Source organism: Lactimicrobium massiliense, from assembly GCF_900343155.1.
Lineage (GTDB): Bacteria > Bacillota_I > Bacilli_A > Erysipelotrichales > Erysipelotrichaceae > Bulleidia > Bulleidia massiliensis.
Genome location: NZ_OUNG01000001.1, coordinates 22,765 through 38,485, shown reverse-complemented (window position 1 = coordinate 38,485; position 15,721 = coordinate 22,765). Strand labels below are relative to the sequence as shown.

Below are 15,721 nucleotides of genomic sequence, written 5' to 3'. Positions count from 1 at the left end.
ATGCCGCTGTGGAAATTCCACAGCGGTTTTTTGCATGAAAAAAGCATTGCACTGTGACAATGCAATGCCTGTTATCTGTCATCCAGACTCTTGTAATCCTGATGGACAGGGCCAACATACTTATAGGCGGGACGGATGATCCGATTGGCAAATTCAACTTCCTCCATGCGGTGGGCACACCAGCCGCCCACTCTGGCTAATGCAAAGATTGGTGTATACAGCACTTCATCAATGCCAAGCATCCGATAAATCAGACCAGAATACAGATCGACATTGGCACATGTATGCATGGATTTTCCTTTTTCTTCCTGCATGACTTCCGGTGCCAGCTTTTCAATCATGCAAAGCATGTCATATTCCTTCTGATGCCCGGAGATGCCGGCCAGATGGCCGCTGTACTTCTTCAGAATCTGAGCACGCGGATCAGAGAGAGTATAGACCGCATGGCCGATGCCATAGATCAGGCCGCTGCCATCTCCTGCCTCCCGGTGCAGGATCTTTTTCAAAGCTTCTTTGACACTGGCATCGCTGCCTGGATCTACATCTGCGGCAAGCAGCTGATCCAGCTGCTTCATGACTCTTAGATTGGCACCGCCGTGACGCGGCCCTTTCAGAGCACCAATCGCTGCCGCAATGGCACTGTACGTATCTGTCAATGTACTGGAGACAACTCTGTCTGTAAAGGTGGAATTGTTGCCGCCGCCATGGTCCGCATGGCAGATCAGGCACAGATCCAGCAGCCGTGCTTCTTCATGCGTGAACTTCTGATCAGCACGGTACGTAGACAGAATATGCTCGGCAGTGGACTGGCCGCTGCGGGGATAATGAAAATACATGGACTGGTGCAGATAGACATGCCGGAATGCCTGATACGCATAGACCATCATCGTTGGCAGCTCAGCGATCAGATTGATCGACTGGCGGACAATATTCTCCAAAGACGTATCTTCGGCATTTTTATCATAGGCATACATGGCCAGTACACTGCGGGCCATCTTGTTCATGATGTTGGGAGAAGGGGCACTCATGATCATCATTTCCGCAAATCCATCCGGCAGTTCCCGGTGGCTTTCCAGCAGATGCTGAAAGAATACAAGCTCTTTCTTGTCTGGCAGAGTGCCAAGCAGCAGCAGCCACAGTACTTCTTCAAACATGAAGCGGTCCGTCCGGACAGCCTCATTGACAATATCATTCAGGTCAATGCCCCGGTAAATCAGTCTGCCATGCTGGGGAACAATGTTTCCATCCTGATCCCGTGTATAGCCCTGGACATCACAGATATTGGTCAGACCAGCCAGTACGCCCGTACCGTCCGCATTCCGCAGACCGCGCTTGACGCCAAGCTTTTCAGACATTTCTGGATCAATAAAATTTGCCTTCCGGTAGGCATCGCACAGGATTCTTAATTGTTCATCTGTCAAAGCAGGTGTATTTGGATAGATCATTTTTACCCTCCCCATTTATTACATTTTATTTCAGAAAAAGATTGCGTCAAGAGCATGAAAATTCGTGTAAGATATGAAAACGGAGTAAGATAAGACACAGAGAAAAGCGAGGGTGACGGTAATGAAAGTCGTTTTGATTCCCGGTGACGGGATTGGACCTGAGATTGCACAGAGTGTGCAGACGGTTTCAGATGCCCTGCATACAGGCATCGTTTTTGAAACATATCAGGCTGGTGCTGACTACTATCAGAAAAGCGGAAAACTGATGCAGGACGGCCTGTATGAGGCAATTGAACAGGCAGGCTATGCCCTGAAGGGGCCAACGGCAACGCCGATCGGAACAGGCTTCCGTTCAATCAATGTGCAGATCCGTCAGCATTTTTCGGCTTATGCCAATCTGCGCCCTGTCCATAACATGCCCGGTGTAAAGACAAGATATGATAATGTGGATCTGGTCATTGTCCGTGAAAATACAGAAGATCTGTATCGCGGCATTGAATACATGTATGATGCAGATACTGCCCATGGCATCAAGGTGATCACCAGAGAAGGATCTCTGCGGATTGCACGGTTTGCTTTTGACTATGCCCGCAGCCATTACCGCCATAAGGTGACATGTGTACACAAGGCAAATATCATGAAGCTGACCGATGGCATGTTCCGGGAAGCGTTCTATCAGGCGGCAAAAGACTATCCGGATATCGAAGCCAATGATGTGATTGTCGATGCTTTCTGCATGAAGGTTGTCACGGATCCATCCCAGTTTGATGTTGTGGTCAGTGAAAATCTTTATGGCGATATCATCAGTGATCTATGTGCCGGTCTTGTCGGCGGCCTTGGTTTTGCGCCAAGTGCCAATATCAGTGATACGGTCAAAGTATACGAAGCAGTTCATGGCTCAGCACCGGATATCGCCGGTAAGGATCTTGCCAATCCATGTGCGATTCTGATGGCACTGGGAATGCTGCTGGAAGATGCCGGTATGGATGACAAAGCACAACTGCTGAAGAACGCGATCAGGGATCTGCTGGAAGAAGGTACATACCGCACAAGGGACCTGGGCGGTACAGCTGGCACAAAAGCCTTTACCAAAGCACTTGCAGAAAGGATTGAGAGTGGAAAATGAAACTGATTGACAAGGGTGTTGTCATTGAACATGGCAGACCTGTAATAAAAGAACCTGATGATCAAAACGAAGCAGTCAGGAAAACCATTGCCGCAAAGATTCTGCGTGAGCATGATGACCATCAGGATCCATCGCTGCTGCATATCCGCTTCGACTCCCTGACATCTCATGATATTACCTACGTTGGCATCATCCAGACTGCGCGTGCTTCCGGCATGAAGAGTTTCCCGGTGCCATATGTTCTGACCAACTGCCACAATACGCTGTGTGCAGTCGGAGGCACAATCAATGAAGATGATCACCAGTTTGCCCTGTCTGTTGCCCATAAGTACGGCGGTATCTATGTCCCGCCTGGACTGGCTGTCATTCACAGCTATAACCGTGAAATGATGTCAGGCTGCGGCAGAATGATTCTGGGATCAGATTCCCACACAAGATATGGTGCCCTTGGCACAATGGGAATCGGAGAAGGCGGCGGTGAACTGGCAAGACAGCTTGTCAACTGCCGCTATGAACTCAAGATGCCGGAAGTGGTGCTTGTCTATGTCCATGGCAAAGTGAAACCAGGTATTGGACCGCACGATGTTGCGCTTGCTCTGTGCGGGGCAGTCTATGCCAATGGCTTTGTCAAAAACAGAGTCATGGAATTTGCCGGCCCGGGCATTGCCTCATTGTCACAGGAATTCCGCAATGGCATCGATGTCATGACAACCGAAACAACGTGTCTTTCATCAATCTGGGAAACCGATGACAGGACAGCGGACTATTTTGCAAGACACGGCCGGCCTGAGGCATATAAGCCGCTGCGCATCGAAGATGGTGCGTATTACCAGCGCTGCATTGACCTGGATCTGGATGAAATCACATCCATGATTGCACTGCCGATGCATCCATCCTATGCACTGCCAATCAAAGAGCTCAAACGCGACCCATACAAGTATCTGAAGGAAGCACAGGACAGGGCAAACAAGCAGCTCAATGGTGCTGTGAAGATGGATCTTGTTTCCCACATTGATGATCAGGGAAGAATTCATGTCGATCAGGGCATTATTGCCGGCTGTTCCGGCGGCACATATGAAAACATTTATGAAGCTGCTGAGATACTGGCCGGACATGATACCGGCTGCGGTGAATTCCGGCTTTCCGTATATCCGGATTCCATGCCGGTGTATAAAGGACTTGTTGAAAATGGTGCCGTGGACAAGATCATCACGGCCGGCGGCATCTTCCGTGAAGCATTCTGCGGACCATGCTTTGGGGCAGGGGAAACACCTGCCAATGGTGAATTCTCCATCCGCCATACAACCCGCAACTTCCCGAACCGTGAAGGCTCCAAGCCAACCGAGGGACAGCTTGCTTCCGTCGGCCTGATGGATGCCCGCTCCATTGCAGCAACGGCAGTGCATCAGGGCATTCTGACGGCGGCGGATGAAGAAATCTCTGCAGCACCTGCCATTCAGCCATATACATTCGATGGATCTATTTATACAAAGCGCGTGTATAACGGCTGGCAGAAAGCAGACCCTGCCTACCAGCTGCGGTTTGGGCCAAACATCAAAGACTGGCCGCAGCAGCCGGCATTAAAAGACAGCCTGCTTGTAAAGGTTGTCAGCCACCTGGATGATCCGGTTACCACAACAGATGAACTGATTCCAAGCGGAGAAACATCTTCCTTCCGCTCCAATCCGGAACGTCTCGCACAGTTTACCCTGTCAAGAAGAGATCCGGACTACGTCAGCCAGGCCAGGCAGATCAGAGAGATCAGAAATGATCCGTCTGCTTCTGAGATTCAAAACGTCCTTTCTGCCTTTGCCCAGCACGGCATTCATGTTGATCCTGCCGGGTTGAGCATTGGTTCTGCCATTTATGCCAGAAAGCCAGGAGATGGTTCTGCCCGCGAACAGGCTGCCTCCTGTCAAAGAGTACTGGGCGGCGCAGCTAATTTTGCAAAAGAGTATGCGACCAAGCGTTATCGCTCCAACTGTATTAACTGGGGCATGATTCCGTTTGTTACAGATGCCGGGACACAGCTGCCAAAAGGCGCTTGGGTGCTGATCACAAATGCCCGTCAGGCACTGCTGCAGAATCTGCCATATCAGGCATGGGTATGGCAGAATGAAAAGGTGGATCCGCTGACAGTGGAAACAGGCGATCTCAGTGAAGATGAAAGAGAGATCCTGGCAGATGGCTGCCTGATCAACTATTACCGCAGTCTTCATGAAAAACAGCATGCTGAATAGTCTATAATAAAGGACAGGAGAACTGTCCTTTTTATGTTGACTGTTGGATTGATCACTGCACACATCGCTTTGTTTATTTTCTGGATGCTTGATCTGCATCACAAGTACCATGGCAGCCGCCGCTGGTCAAAGGGACTGCTGATGCCATGCACCGCCCTGATTTATGTCCTGTTCTGCTTACTGCTGCATCATCATCCAGATCTTTTCCTGCTGTGCGGACTGATGGCAGGGTGGATTGGTGATCTGTTTCTGTTAAAGGACGATGATCCCCATTTTGTGGTTGGCCTTGTTTCTTTTCTGCTTGGCCATGTGTTTTACAGCATTCATTTCCTGCATGTCATCCAGCCATCTCATGTCCCGGCCCTGGTATTTCTTTCACTGCCGGTCTATGCAGCCTATGCCTGCATGATTATGCGCGGATTGTGGCCTGGCATGGAGAAGAAGCTGCATCTGCCATGTTTGATCTATCTCTGTGTCATTGCCTTCATGTCGTTTTGTGCTTTGTGCAGCGTGAGCGTGCATCCCTCTGCTGGTTCTGCTCTGGCCTTTGTGGGATCGATCATCTTTGTCATCTCCGATACGCTGGTTGCGTGGGAGCGTTTTGGCAATCCCGATATCCATGGCGTCATGGAAACCTATGTGCCCGCCCAGTATCTGATCATGCTTGGCATCCTGCTTGCATAAAAAAGAATGCCATCAGGCATTCAGCTCAGGAAACAGGAAGGCAATCATCTCCGGGACAATGGTTTCCCAGGTGGCTTCATTATGGCCGCCATTGACAATAATGCGGTTATGCACAAGACAGCCATGATCCGCAAAGGCATTGGAAAGATCCATCAGCCTGGAAATCATTTTCATCTCTGTCTTTCTGCTTTTGACCTCTTCCGCACCAAAGGAGCGGTAAATACGTGTCTTTGGATTAATCTTTGAAGTCCTGATCAAGGACAGGCTGCGTTTATAGGCAAACTCGGTTGCCGGTGATATGCAGGCAAACTTACTGTAGACATCTGAATAGCGGGCTGCCATGTAATCTGTCATCAGGCCGCCCATCGAGGAACCGCCGATTCCAACATGATTCCGGTCACTGCTGACCCGGTACCGCTTTTCAATTGCAGGCTTGAGGACATTCACAAACCATTCTGCTGTGATATCACCTTTTTTCTGCGTATCTTCCCAGCCTTTGATCTTCACCGGCCTGAAAGGGCAGTATTCATCCATGCGGCCATTGCCGATGTGATTGCAATCCTGTCCGACAACAATCAGATCCAGTCCAGATTTGTCGAGATACTCGCGGATGCCCCAGCATTTGCCATAGGTTGCGACTTCATCAAAAAACAGATTATGACCGTCAAACATATAGAGTACCGGATACTTCTTATGTGATGATGCATAGGAAGCAGGCAGATAAACCCAGATTTTGCGCGGTGACTGTGTAAAAGGGGCAATATCCAGTGAAAATTCTTCAACGGTTCCCATGGCGCTCACCCATCCATTTGATCCGGCTTTCCGTGCCGTTTTTGACGCGGATCAGATTTGCCTTGTGGCGGTATGTGATCAACAGCCAGAGAATCAGCAGGCATATAAAGACAAGAATATGACTGCGGTTGACAATCAGACTTGTGATGGCTTCAATGCCAACTGCTGAAATGGAAGAAATAGAAACAATCCTGGTGAAATACAGAATGGCAAAGAACAGAATGATCGGCCAGAAGAAGTTCCAGAACCAGGCGTGGGTAATGAAGACGGTAATGCCAAGGAAGTAGCCATAGGCTGTGGCGACGGCTTTGCCGCCCTTGAACTGGGCAAAGACCGGGAAGCAGTGGCCGATGGCACAGGCCAGTCCTGCGAGCAGAATGGCACTTGGATCAATCATGCTGGCAATCCACATGGAAATAAAAGCTTTAAAGGCATCCAGAAGGGTAACGGATATCGCTGCCGGCTTGCCAAGAACACGGCCGGCATTTGTGCCGCCAATATTGCCGGAGCCTTCCTTTCGGATATCTTTGTGATAAAATACTTTGCCGATGACAAGGCCCCAGGGGATCGAGCCGAACAGGTAGCTGATGAGCATGACAAGAAATACTTTCATATTGCGACCTCCGACAGACATTTTATCATACTGGGGTGGCGGCTGGGATTCATTCTGTGATGGTTGAAGTGCCGTGGTATGATATTGGCATTGTCAGCATAGAACGCGTGATACAATCCATATGTTTGAAGTGAGGAAGATATGACAGGAAAATACGAAGATGACAGCATACAGATTCTGACCGGACTGGAACCGGTCAGAAGGCGCCCGGGCATGTATATTGGCTCTACGGATGCCCATGGCCTTCATCATCTGATCTGGGAAATTGTGGATAATGCCGTCGATGAAGCAATCAACGGCTATGGCAAAAAGATTACGATCACACTCGAGAAGGATGGATCCTGTACGGTGGCAGACGAAGGACGCGGCATGCCGATCGGCACCCATCCCAGCGGCAAAAATACGCTGGAAGTCATTTTTACCGTGCTGCATGCCGGCGGCAAGTTCACAAGCCAGGGTGGATACAAGACAGCCGGCGGCCTGCATGGCGTCGGTGCCTCTGTTGTCAATGCCCTCAGTGAGTGGCTCACCGTCGAAGTGGCCCATGATGGCGAGCTGGTCCGTATGAAGTTTTCCAAAGGCGGTTCTGTGGTAGGACCTTTGGAGAAGCTTGGCAAGACCAAACGCTCCGGTTCGATCGTGCGCTTCAAACCGGATTCCACCATCTTTCAGACTGTAGATTTCAAATTTGATGTCGTGGCTGAAAGAGCAAGGGAAGAAGCCTTTCTATTGTCAGGCATCACGATCGAAGTGGAAGACAAGCGGCCCCATCGGGAAGCCAAAGAAGTGTTCTGCTATCAGGATGGTCTGATCTCATTCCTGGACTATCTGCATGAAGACAAGGAAGTGCTCATGCCACCGGTAAAGTTCTCCGGTGATTCTCAGGGAATCCATGTGGATGTGGCATTTCAGTATAATGATGGCTATCAGGAAAACACATATTCCTTTGTCAACCTGGTGCGTACGCCTGACGGCGGTACACATGAAGTTGGTTTCAAGACTGCGTTCACCAAGGCCGTCAACGACTTTGCCAGAAAATACGGCCTGCTGAAAGAACGTGACAAGAACCTGGAAGGCTCCGATGTGCGGGAAGGCCTGACAACAATTCTTTCAGTGTCCATTCCGGAGGAAATTCTGCAGTTTGAAGGTCAGACCAAAGGCAGACTTGGCACACCGCAGGCAAAGAGTGCCGTGGATGATGTCGTTTCAGCCAAGCTTGCTTTCTGGCTGGAAGAAAACCGCAGCCAGTCAGACATGCTGGTGCGCAAGATGATGAAAGCAGCCCAGGCCAGGGAAGCAGCCCGCAAAGCCCGCGATGATGCCCGCAAAGGCAAACGCTCCTCACGTCAGGAAAGAGTCCTTTCTGGCAAACTGGCACCTGCCCAGACCAAAGATACTTCCATCAAAGAATTGTTCCTGGTTGAGGGTGATTCTGCCGGAGGCTCTGCCAAACAGGGCAGAGATTCCCGCTATCAGGCTATTCTGCCTCTGCGTGGAAAGGTTCTGAACACAGAAAAATGCACGATGCAGGATATTGAGAAAAATGAAGAGCTCAATACCCTGATCTATACACTTGGCGCTGGTGTTGGTGCTGACTTTGACTGGCAGGAGAGCAACTACAACAAAGTCATCATCATGACCGATGCGGATGATGATGGCTCCCATATCCAGATTCTGCTGCTGACCTTCTTTTACCGCTATATGCGGCCATTGGTGGAACATGGCATGGTATACATTGCCCTGCCGCCGCTGTATAAAGTCACAAAAGGAAAGCAGAGCACTTACTGCTACAGTGATGATGAGCTGGATGCACTGCGCAGAAAACTTGGCAAGTGTGAGATTCAGCGGTACAAGGGACTTGGTGAAATGAATGCAACCCAGCTGTGGGAGACAACCATGGATCCGGAAAGCAGAACACTGATCCGGGTTGGCATTGATGATAATTCCATGGCCGACAAGCGTGTTTCTGTGCTGATGGGTGACAAAGCGGAGAAGCGCCGCAAATGGATTGAGGATAACATTTCATTTACGCTGGAAGATAACTTCAAGGTGGAGGAGTAATGGCAAAGAAGAAAAAAATAGAAGACAAGACCAGATACATTCCGGAACTGCTTGAAGATATCATGGGCAGTGGATTTGGCCGCTATGCCAAGTACATCATTCAGGAACGTGCTCTGCCGGATGCCAGAGATGGTTTGAAACCAGTACAGCGGCGTATTCTGTATGCCATGTATCATGATGGCAATACCTGGGATCATGCGTACCGCAAGTCAGCCAAAACGGTTGGTCTTGTGATTGGTAACTATCATCCCCATGGTGATACATCGGTTTATGATGCCATGGTGCGTATGTCGCAGGACTGGAAGGTGCGGCTGCCGCTGATTGATATGCATGGCAACAACGGCTCCATTGATGATGACCCGGCTGCGGCTATGCGTTATACCGAGGTGCGTCTTGCCAAGGTTACCCAGGTCATGGAAGATGATCTGGACAAAGATACTGTGGAGATGGCACCGAACTTTGATGATACTGAGAATGAGCCAACCGTACTGCCAGTGCCTTTTCCGGTCATGCTTGTCAATGGTGCAACCGGCATCGCTGCCGGTTATGCCACCAACATGCCGCCCCACAACCTGGGTGAGGTCGTGGATGCGGCCATATACCGTCTGAATAACCCGGACTGCACACTGGATGATCTGATCGAGATTATTCCCGGTCCTGATTTTCCTACCGGCGGTATTGTGCAGGGTGCCAAAGGAATCAAGGAAGCGTTTGCGACCGGCAGAGGCAGAATCGTGGTACGGGGCAAATGCCAGATCGTCGATGCAAGAACATGTCAGCAGATCGTCATCACAGAGATTCCGTATGAAGTGATCAAGGCACAGCTTGTTAAGAAAATAGATGAAATCCGTCTGTCCAGAGACATTGACGGCATCATGGATGTCCGCGATGAATCTGACCGCAATGGTCTGCGCATCGTGATTGATGTCAGCAAGGATGTCGATGCTGAAATGGTATTGAATTATCTGTACAAGAACACAGATCTGCAGATTTATTACTCCTACAACAATGTTGCCATCATTGACAAGCGGCCGGTACAGGTTGGACTGATCGGCCTGCTGGATGCTTTTATCGCTTTCCGCAGAGAAGTTGTGCTGCGCCGCTCTCACTATGAGCTCAACCGCATGGAAGCCAGATGCCATATCATCGAAGGACTGATGAAAGCAGTCTCGATCCTGGATGAGATTATCCGTATCATTCGTGCTTCCCGTGATAAAGCAGATGCGAAAAAGAATCTCATGGCTTCCTTCGGCTTTGATGAGCCGCAGGCAGAAGCCATTGTGTCACTCCGCTTGTACAGATTGAGCAATACAGACATCGTGCAGCTGCGCCAGGAGTTTGCCGAGCTTGTCAACCAGATTGAAGATACCAAGGCCATCATTGAGAACCCGGCGATGCTGAATGCTGTGATTGTCAGAGAACTGCGGGATGTGAAGAAGGAATATGACGATCCTCGCCGTACCGTCATTGAGGATGAAGTATCGCAGCTTGTCATTGACAAGACTTCCATGATTGCCAATGAGACCGTTGTTGTCACAGTTTCAAGAGATTCGTACATCAAGCGTGTATCTCTGCGCTCCTACCGTGCCGTGCAGGATCAGCCGACCGGTCTGAAGGAAGGCGATATGCTGGTTGGCACCATGCAGTGTGATACTGTTGATACACTGCTGCTGTTTACAAGCCATGGCAACTATGCCTGCCTGCCGGTATGGCAGATTGAAGAGGGCAGATGGAAAGATATCGGCATGCATCTGAACAAAGTGGTCCGTATTGAAGGCGATGACAAGATCATTGCGGCGATCCTGGTCAAAGACTTCCATACCTATGCTTCCATTGTGACAGTTTCCAGCGGCGGCTATATCAAGAAGACGCCGGTATCTCTGTTCAAGGTGGACCGCAATTCCAAAGTGATGCCATGTATGAATATTGGTGCAGAAAGCCAGCTTCTGGATGCCTTCTGCGTATATGAAAATGACAAGCTGGCAATGGTATCCAGGCAGGGCTATGCCTATCAGTTCAGTGTTGATCAGATTCCATCCACCGGCATCCGCAGCAAGGGCGTCAAGGCGATGTCCTTTGGCCAGAAAGATGCACTTGCATATGGATGTGCCGTGCATCCGGGCTGCCACACGGTGCTGTTTGCCACTGCAATGGGCGGTCTCAAGCGTATCAAAATAGAAGAGATTGCAGAACTTTCAAGACCTGCCCGCGGCAGTCTGATCTGCAAGAAGAACAAAACCAATCCATCTGTGCTGTACCGTAACATGGCCGTGGATGCCGGCAGCACCATCCTTTTCACGGATCCGGCGGTACATGAAATACCGGCATCAGAGATCCCGCTGAAAAAGAGTGATACTGGTTTCAGCCAGACTGTGGATCTGCATCCGGGCTTCCTGATTCAAAAAGGAATTGAAGAGTGCCGCATCATCGATTATCCTGAAGGGGAACAACAGGATGTCCATGATGATGTGGAGAAGATCAGCCTGTTTGATGACGGAGTCAAAAATGGGTAACCAGTTTCATCCGGATTTCTATATTCAGAATATGAGCAGTATTGATCCTGCCAGGCTCAAAGCACGCGGAATCCGTCTGGCTGTTATTGATATGGACAATACGCTGATTCCTTCCTGTGAAATGGTTGTGCCTGCACAGGCTCACCGTTTCATTGATGCCCTGCGCAAAGAAGGAATTATGCCGGTTGTTGTTTCCAACAATGTGTCCAGAATCACCCGCAGCCGCTGTGAGCAGCTGCAGATTGCCTGCTATCCTTTTTCGCTGAAGCCGCTGCCACGTGGATTCAGGAAAGTATTGCGCAGGTATCACTGCAGCCCGCAGGAAACAGCTGTGATCGGTGATCAGATTCTGACGGATATCTTTGGCGGCAACCAGATGGGCATGCTGACGATTCTGGTTGATCCGCTGTCTGAAAAAGATCATATGTTTGGCAGAATGAACCGCATGATGGCAGGCATTCTGCAGCATCTGGACCATCACATTCCACAAAGAGGAGAATATTATGGCAAATTGTAAGGGATGCGGCATCACACTGCAGTATGATGACCCCTCCGCTCCGGGCTATACCCCGAAAAAAGACAGCGAATACTGCCAGCGCTGCTTCCGCCTGATGCATTATGATGACCTGACGGTTTCCATGCGCAAAGGCATTGATCCTGATACGGTTCTGGATAGAATTGCTTCCATGAACGCACTTGTTCTGTGGGTGGTGGATCTGTTTGACTTTGAGGCCAGCCTGATTCCATCATTGAACAGGCGCATCAATACAGATGACATCATCATGGTGGCCGCCAAGCGCGATATTCTGCCGGATACACTGAATCATGAAAAGGTTGCCAGGTTTGTGTTTGCCAGACTGAAGGAAGAGGGCATTCACATCAAGGGATTGATTCTGACTTCCCGCCTGCATGGGCAGGGTGTGCAGGAAATCAAAGATGCCGTGAATATGTATGCCCATGGCCGTGATGTTGTTGTCATGGGCAGGGCAAATGCTGGCAAGAGTACACTGCTCAACAATATGCTTGGCAAGACTCTGCTGACAAGTTCCCGCTATCCCGGTACAACCCTTGATTTCAACCGTCTGGAAATTGATGGACAGACATACATTGATACGCCGGGTATTGAAATCACCGGCAGTATCCTGATGGATGTCAGGGAAGAAGACCTCAAGACCATTCTGCCTGCCAGAACCATCAAGCCGCAGATTTACCAGGTGAACAGGGATCAGTCATTCATCATCGGCGGCCTGGCCCGCTTTGATGTACTTGGCTGTGATCATGCCACTGCGGTATTCTATCTGTCGGATGGCCTTGGAATTCACCGCTGCAAGGCAGACCATGCCCAGGAACTGTTCGAAAAACATTATGGTGAATTATTTGTGCCGGTGCCGCTGCAGAAGAAATTTCGCACAGTGTCTTCTGGCAAGCATATGGCCAAGATGGATGCCGTGATCGGCGGTCTTGGCTGGATGTGTGTGTCCGGACAGATGGACGGGGTGCGCGTCATGGCACCTGATGATGTGAATGTAACGTTTAGAAAGGCGATGCTGTAATAAGATGCTGAATGGAAAACAGAAATCCTATCTGCGCTCTCTGGCGCAGACAGAGCGGGCAATCTTTCAGATTGGTAAAGATGGCCTCAGTGATACACTCATTGATACGGTTGGCAAAGCGCTGAAAGCAAGAGAACTTGTCAAGATCAGTGTATTAAAGTCATGTCCGAATGATGACCTGAAAGAACTTGCGTTTGATCTGGCCATGCATACAAAAAGTGAGGTTGTGCAGATCATTGGCCGTACCATCATTCTGTATAAGAAGGCAAAGGAGCCGGTGATCCTGCTGCCATGAAGAAAGCTGTATTGATCTGTCCCTTTGATCCCATCACTTCTTCTGAGCTGGACTATGCCAAGCATCTTGTCAAAAAGCATGGGCTTTCCACACTGTTTCTGGTGCCGTTTGGCAATGGCATATGCACCATGGCTGCAAGAAGAAAGATGCTGGAAACAGCCATAGCGCCTTACAGACATCTGGAACTGTGTGATCAGGTACGCAAGGAAGATAAAGTCTATTCGTATGATGATGCAGAAAAAGATGAAGAGAAGGTGCGTACCGGCAGTTTCTTTCTGGCACCTAAAGCTGTCCGCCAGATCATGAATGAAAACGGCTGGTACTATGAGTGTGTTGCCAGGGCGAACTGCAAGCCGCACCGCTATACACATTCCGTTGGGGTCGCGAAAACAGCCAGAACCATTGCCATTGCCCATCATATGGATCCTCTTGAAGCATACAAGGCAGGCCTGCTGCATGATGTGACCAAGGCATGGTCCGATGCGAAAAGCAGAAAGGTCATTGCCAGAGATATGCCAGAGTGGCTTACGATGTCACCAAAGATCTGGCACAGCTATACAGCGGTTGTTTTCTGCCGCCAGCAGCTTGATCTGCATGATGATCGCATCCTGCATGCCATAGCTCATCATACGCTGGGAGATGGCCAGAGCGATCTGGACAAGGTGCTGTATATTGCGGATAAGATTGAGCCGGGACGCGGCTATGACACAACCAAGGAAATGAATCTTGCCCTGCAGGATCTGGATCAGGCTGCGGCATTAATCATGCAGGAATCAAAGGCATACAGGGAAGAAAAGGAGGGCTTGGATGTCTGAGCTTTTGGATTTAACAGTAAAAACGCTGAGCGATAAGCTTGCTAAGGATATTGTCACGGTTGATATGAGAGCTGTATCACCGTATACGGATGCATTTGTCATTGCCACTGCTGCCAATGTGCGCCAGGCAAACGCCCTGGCTGACTATGTGCAGGATGCAGCTGAAAAGCAGGGATATGAAGTCAAGAGCAGAGAAGGAACTTCGGGCAGTACATGGGTGCTGCTGGATCTTGGTGAAGTGGTCGTTCATATCTTTACCGAAGAGACAAGAAAGCAGTACCGTCTGGAGGAACTGTGGGCGGATCAGCCGCAGCAGCGCTATGAAAGCTGAGTCAGTTTTTTGGTTATGAAGTGGTATCAGGAACGTTTTGTTTCACACCGTGACTGGATTCTGGACCATCTCGAGCTGCTGGATCTGTCTGCCCAGGAGGCAATTCTTGTCCTGGTGATTGATTTCAACAATGAAAAAAGGATTCCTGTCACCATGGAGAGCCTGGCTGCCAAGACGAAGATGAAAAAGGAAGAAGTGGATGAAGCTGTTTCTCTGCTGTGTGCCAGAAAGTATCTGGAAATCAAGGTCAGCCGAAGCGGGGTTGTCTGGAGTCTGGATGGTTTGTTTGAGGCAGATACCGCCAAAGAGGCAGGATTGATGGATGCGTCGCTGTTTGATGCGTTTGAGACAGAATTCGGCCGCACACTGAATCCAAGGGAAATGGAAAAGATCAGTGAGTGGAACCGGACCATTGACAAGCGGCTGATCCTGTATGCTTTGCGGCAGGCCAGTGCCTACCAGCAGCTGTCCATTGCCTATGTTGACAAGATTCTTTCTGACTGGCAGAAGAAAGGCATGACCGCTGAGAAGATGGAATGGGAGCTGTCACACTGATGGAACATATGACGCCAGTGGAAATTCTGGATGAAATGGGAAAACTGTTTCCCAATGCACGCTGTGAGCTTGTTCATGAGGACAACTATCAGATGGCAGTGGCAGTGGTGCTGTCTGCCCAGACAACCGATGCATCGGTAAACCGGGTTACACCTGCGTTGTTTGCCAAATACCCGGATGTCTATGCGCTGTCCAATGGCAGTCTGGATGAGATTGCGGACTGTATCAAGTCGCTTGGCCTTTACCGCAATAAGGCAAGATCCATACAGGGCATGGCCAAAGGCATCGTGGACCGCTTTGACGGCAAAGTACCGGATAATATGAAGGATCTGACTTCTCTGCCAGGGATTGGCCGCAAATGTGCCAATGTCATCCTGTCAGAATGCTTCAATGTCCCGGCTCTGGCAGTAGATACCCATGTCAACCGCATTGCCAAAAGACTGGGCCTTGCCAAAGCAGATGACAGCCTGATGGATGTGGAACGCAAACTGAAACGCAAGATCCCTCGTGACAAATGGATTCAGGCCCATCACCAGATGATCTTCTTTGGCCGCTACCTCTGCCATGCCCAGCACCCGGCATGCAAGCAGTGTCCCTTTACAGGCATCTGTCTGTATCTTCGCAAGAAAGCAAAATGAGCAAATGAAAGGCTTCCAGACAGGCAATGTCATTAAGTTAGGGCTTGATGATTGAAACGC

15 protein-coding genes are annotated in these 15,721 nt (G+C 49.9%); 12 read left to right on the top strand and 3 right to left on the bottom strand.

The window, feature by feature from the left end:
- Window positions 1-71: 71 nt before the first annotated feature.
- Window positions 72-1,445: a citrate synthase gene (locus DHU66_RS00185; protein ID WP_108773900.1), complete on the bottom strand. Its 1,374-nt coding sequence runs from the start codon at window positions 1,443-1,445 to the stop codon at window positions 72-74.
- 121 nt (window positions 1,446-1,566) lie between these two features.
- On the opposite strand from DHU66_RS00185, the gene DHU66_RS00180 reads away from it, so the two are divergent.
- The 3 genes from DHU66_RS00180 to DHU66_RS00170 are packed head-to-tail and all read left to right on the top strand — an operon-like array spanning window position 1,567 to window position 5,495.
- Entirely contained in the window at window positions 1,567-2,571 is a 1,005-nt protein-coding gene (locus DHU66_RS00180; RefSeq protein WP_108773899.1) for an isocitrate/isopropylmalate dehydrogenase family protein, read from the top strand.
- Window positions 2,568-4,811 carry a hydratase gene (locus DHU66_RS00175; protein WP_108773898.1) on the top strand — a complete coding sequence of 748 codons (2,244 nt, stop codon included), beginning with the start codon at window positions 2,568-2,570 and terminating at the stop codon, window positions 4,809-4,811. The genes DHU66_RS00180 and DHU66_RS00175 overlap by 4 nt, the downstream gene beginning before the upstream one ends.
- Window positions 4,812-4,844: 33 nt before the next feature.
- Entirely contained in the window at window positions 4,845-5,495 is a 651-nt protein-coding gene (locus DHU66_RS00170) for a lysoplasmalogenase (RefSeq protein ID WP_108773897.1), read from the top strand.
- A 12-nt stretch (window positions 5,496-5,507) separates the two neighbouring features.
- Here the strand turns inward: DHU66_RS00170 and DHU66_RS00165 are convergent, their stop codons facing one another.
- Both DHU66_RS00165 and plsY read right to left on the bottom strand, forming a co-directional pair.
- Window positions 5,508-6,287 (bottom strand): alpha/beta hydrolase, encoded by a 780-nt coding sequence (locus tag DHU66_RS00165; RefSeq protein WP_108773896.1) that lies wholly within the window; start codon window positions 6,285-6,287, stop codon window positions 5,508-5,510.
- Window positions 6,274-6,900 (bottom strand): glycerol-3-phosphate 1-O-acyltransferase PlsY, encoded by a 627-nt coding sequence (plsY, locus tag DHU66_RS00160; RefSeq protein ID WP_108773895.1) that lies wholly within the window; start codon window positions 6,898-6,900, stop codon window positions 6,274-6,276. Before plsY ends, DHU66_RS00165 begins: the two co-directional genes overlap by 14 nt.
- A gap of 141 nt (window positions 6,901-7,041) precedes the next feature.
- On the opposite strand from plsY, the gene parE reads away from it, so the two are divergent.
- From parE to nth, 9 genes are read left to right on the top strand one after another with little or no spacing between them, the layout of a single operon-like run.
- Complete coding sequence (parE, locus tag DHU66_RS00155; RefSeq protein WP_108773894.1) at window positions 7,042-8,961, top strand: DNA topoisomerase IV subunit B; 1,920 nt, start codon at window positions 7,042-7,044, stop codon at window positions 8,959-8,961.
- Window positions 8,961-11,474: a DNA topoisomerase IV subunit A gene (gene parC / locus DHU66_RS00150; protein WP_108773893.1), complete on the top strand. Its 2,514-nt coding sequence runs from the start codon at window positions 8,961-8,963 to the stop codon at window positions 11,472-11,474. Before parE ends, parC begins: the two co-directional genes overlap by 1 nt.
- The gene (locus tag DHU66_RS00145) at window positions 11,467-11,991 is read left to right on the top strand and encodes a YqeG family HAD IIIA-type phosphatase (RefSeq protein WP_167836186.1); all 525 of its coding nucleotides are present in this window, start codon (window positions 11,467-11,469) and stop codon (window positions 11,989-11,991) included. Before parC ends, DHU66_RS00145 begins: the two co-directional genes overlap by 8 nt.
- Window positions 11,978-13,027, top strand: coding sequence for a ribosome biogenesis GTPase YqeH (gene yqeH, locus DHU66_RS00140; RefSeq protein WP_108773891.1), 1,050 nt, complete (start codon window positions 11,978-11,980; stop codon window positions 13,025-13,027). The genes DHU66_RS00145 and yqeH overlap by 14 nt, the downstream gene beginning before the upstream one ends.
- A gap of 4 nt (window positions 13,028-13,031) precedes the next feature.
- Window positions 13,032-13,322 (top strand): ribosome assembly RNA-binding protein YhbY, encoded by a 291-nt coding sequence (gene yhbY, locus DHU66_RS00135; protein ID WP_108773890.1) that lies wholly within the window; start codon window positions 13,032-13,034, stop codon window positions 13,320-13,322.
- Entirely contained in the window at window positions 13,319-14,137 is an 819-nt protein-coding gene (gene yqeK, locus DHU66_RS00130; protein ID WP_108773889.1) for a bis(5'-nucleosyl)-tetraphosphatase (symmetrical) YqeK, read from the top strand. Before yhbY ends, yqeK begins: the two co-directional genes overlap by 4 nt.
- Window positions 14,130-14,468 carry a ribosome silencing factor gene (rsfS, locus tag DHU66_RS00125; RefSeq protein WP_108773888.1) on the top strand — a complete coding sequence of 113 codons (339 nt, stop codon included), beginning with the start codon at window positions 14,130-14,132 and terminating at the stop codon, window positions 14,466-14,468. The genes yqeK and rsfS overlap by 8 nt, the downstream gene beginning before the upstream one ends.
- A gap of 15 nt (window positions 14,469-14,483) precedes the next feature.
- On the top strand, window positions 14,484-15,023 hold the full coding sequence (locus DHU66_RS00120; RefSeq protein WP_108773887.1) for a DnaD domain-containing protein: 540 nt from the start codon (window positions 14,484-14,486) through the stop codon (window positions 15,021-15,023).
- A complete protein-coding gene (gene nth / locus DHU66_RS00115; protein WP_425349053.1) occupies window positions 15,005-15,661 on the top strand; it encodes an endonuclease III in 657 nt (218 codons plus the stop codon). Before DHU66_RS00120 ends, nth begins: the two co-directional genes overlap by 19 nt.
- Window positions 15,662-15,721: the final 60 nt, after the last annotated feature.

What these genes read in the sequence shown, in the direction of transcription:
- rsfS (WP_108773888.1), top strand. Translation starts at nt 14,130, where the DNA reads ATGTCTGAGCTTTTGGATTTAACAGTAAAAACGCTGAGCGATAAGCTT.
- yqeH (WP_108773891.1), top strand. Translation starts at nt 11,978, where the DNA reads ATGGCAAATTGTAAGGGATGCGGCATCACACTGCAGTATGATGACCCC.
- DHU66_RS00180 (WP_108773899.1), top strand. Translation starts at nt 1,567, where the DNA reads ATGAAAGTCGTTTTGATTCCCGGTGACGGGATTGGACCTGAGATTGCA.
- DHU66_RS00170 (WP_108773897.1), top strand. Translation starts at nt 4,845, where the DNA reads ATGTTGACTGTTGGATTGATCACTGCACACATCGCTTTGTTTATTTTC.
- DHU66_RS00175 (WP_108773898.1), top strand. Translation starts at nt 2,568, where the DNA reads ATGAAACTGATTGACAAGGGTGTTGTCATTGAACATGGCAGACCTGTA.
- yhbY (WP_108773890.1), top strand. Translation starts at nt 13,032, where the DNA reads ATGCTGAATGGAAAACAGAAATCCTATCTGCGCTCTCTGGCGCAGACA.
- DHU66_RS00165 (WP_108773896.1), bottom strand. Translation starts at nt 6,287, where the DNA reads ATGGGAACCGTTGAAGAATTTTCACTGGATATTGCCCCTTTTACACAG.
- DHU66_RS00185 (WP_108773900.1), bottom strand. Translation starts at nt 1,445, where the DNA reads ATGATCTATCCAAATACACCTGCTTTGACAGATGAACAATTAAGAATC.
- plsY (WP_108773895.1), bottom strand. Translation starts at nt 6,900, where the DNA reads ATGAAAGTATTTCTTGTCATGCTCATCAGCTACCTGTTCGGCTCGATC.
- DHU66_RS00145 (WP_167836186.1), top strand. Translation starts at nt 11,467, where the DNA reads ATGGGTAACCAGTTTCATCCGGATTTCTATATTCAGAATATGAGCAGT.
- parE (WP_108773894.1), top strand. Translation starts at nt 7,042, where the DNA reads ATGACAGGAAAATACGAAGATGACAGCATACAGATTCTGACCGGACTG.
- parC (WP_108773893.1), top strand. Translation starts at nt 8,961, where the DNA reads ATGGCAAAGAAGAAAAAAATAGAAGACAAGACCAGATACATTCCGGAA.
- DHU66_RS00120 (WP_108773887.1), top strand. Translation starts at nt 14,484, where the DNA reads ATGAAGTGGTATCAGGAACGTTTTGTTTCACACCGTGACTGGATTCTG.
- nth (WP_425349053.1), top strand. Translation starts at nt 15,005, where the DNA reads ATGGGAGCTGTCACACTGATGGAACATATGACGCCAGTGGAAATTCTG.
- yqeK (WP_108773889.1), top strand. Translation starts at nt 13,319, where the DNA reads ATGAAGAAAGCTGTATTGATCTGTCCCTTTGATCCCATCACTTCTTCT.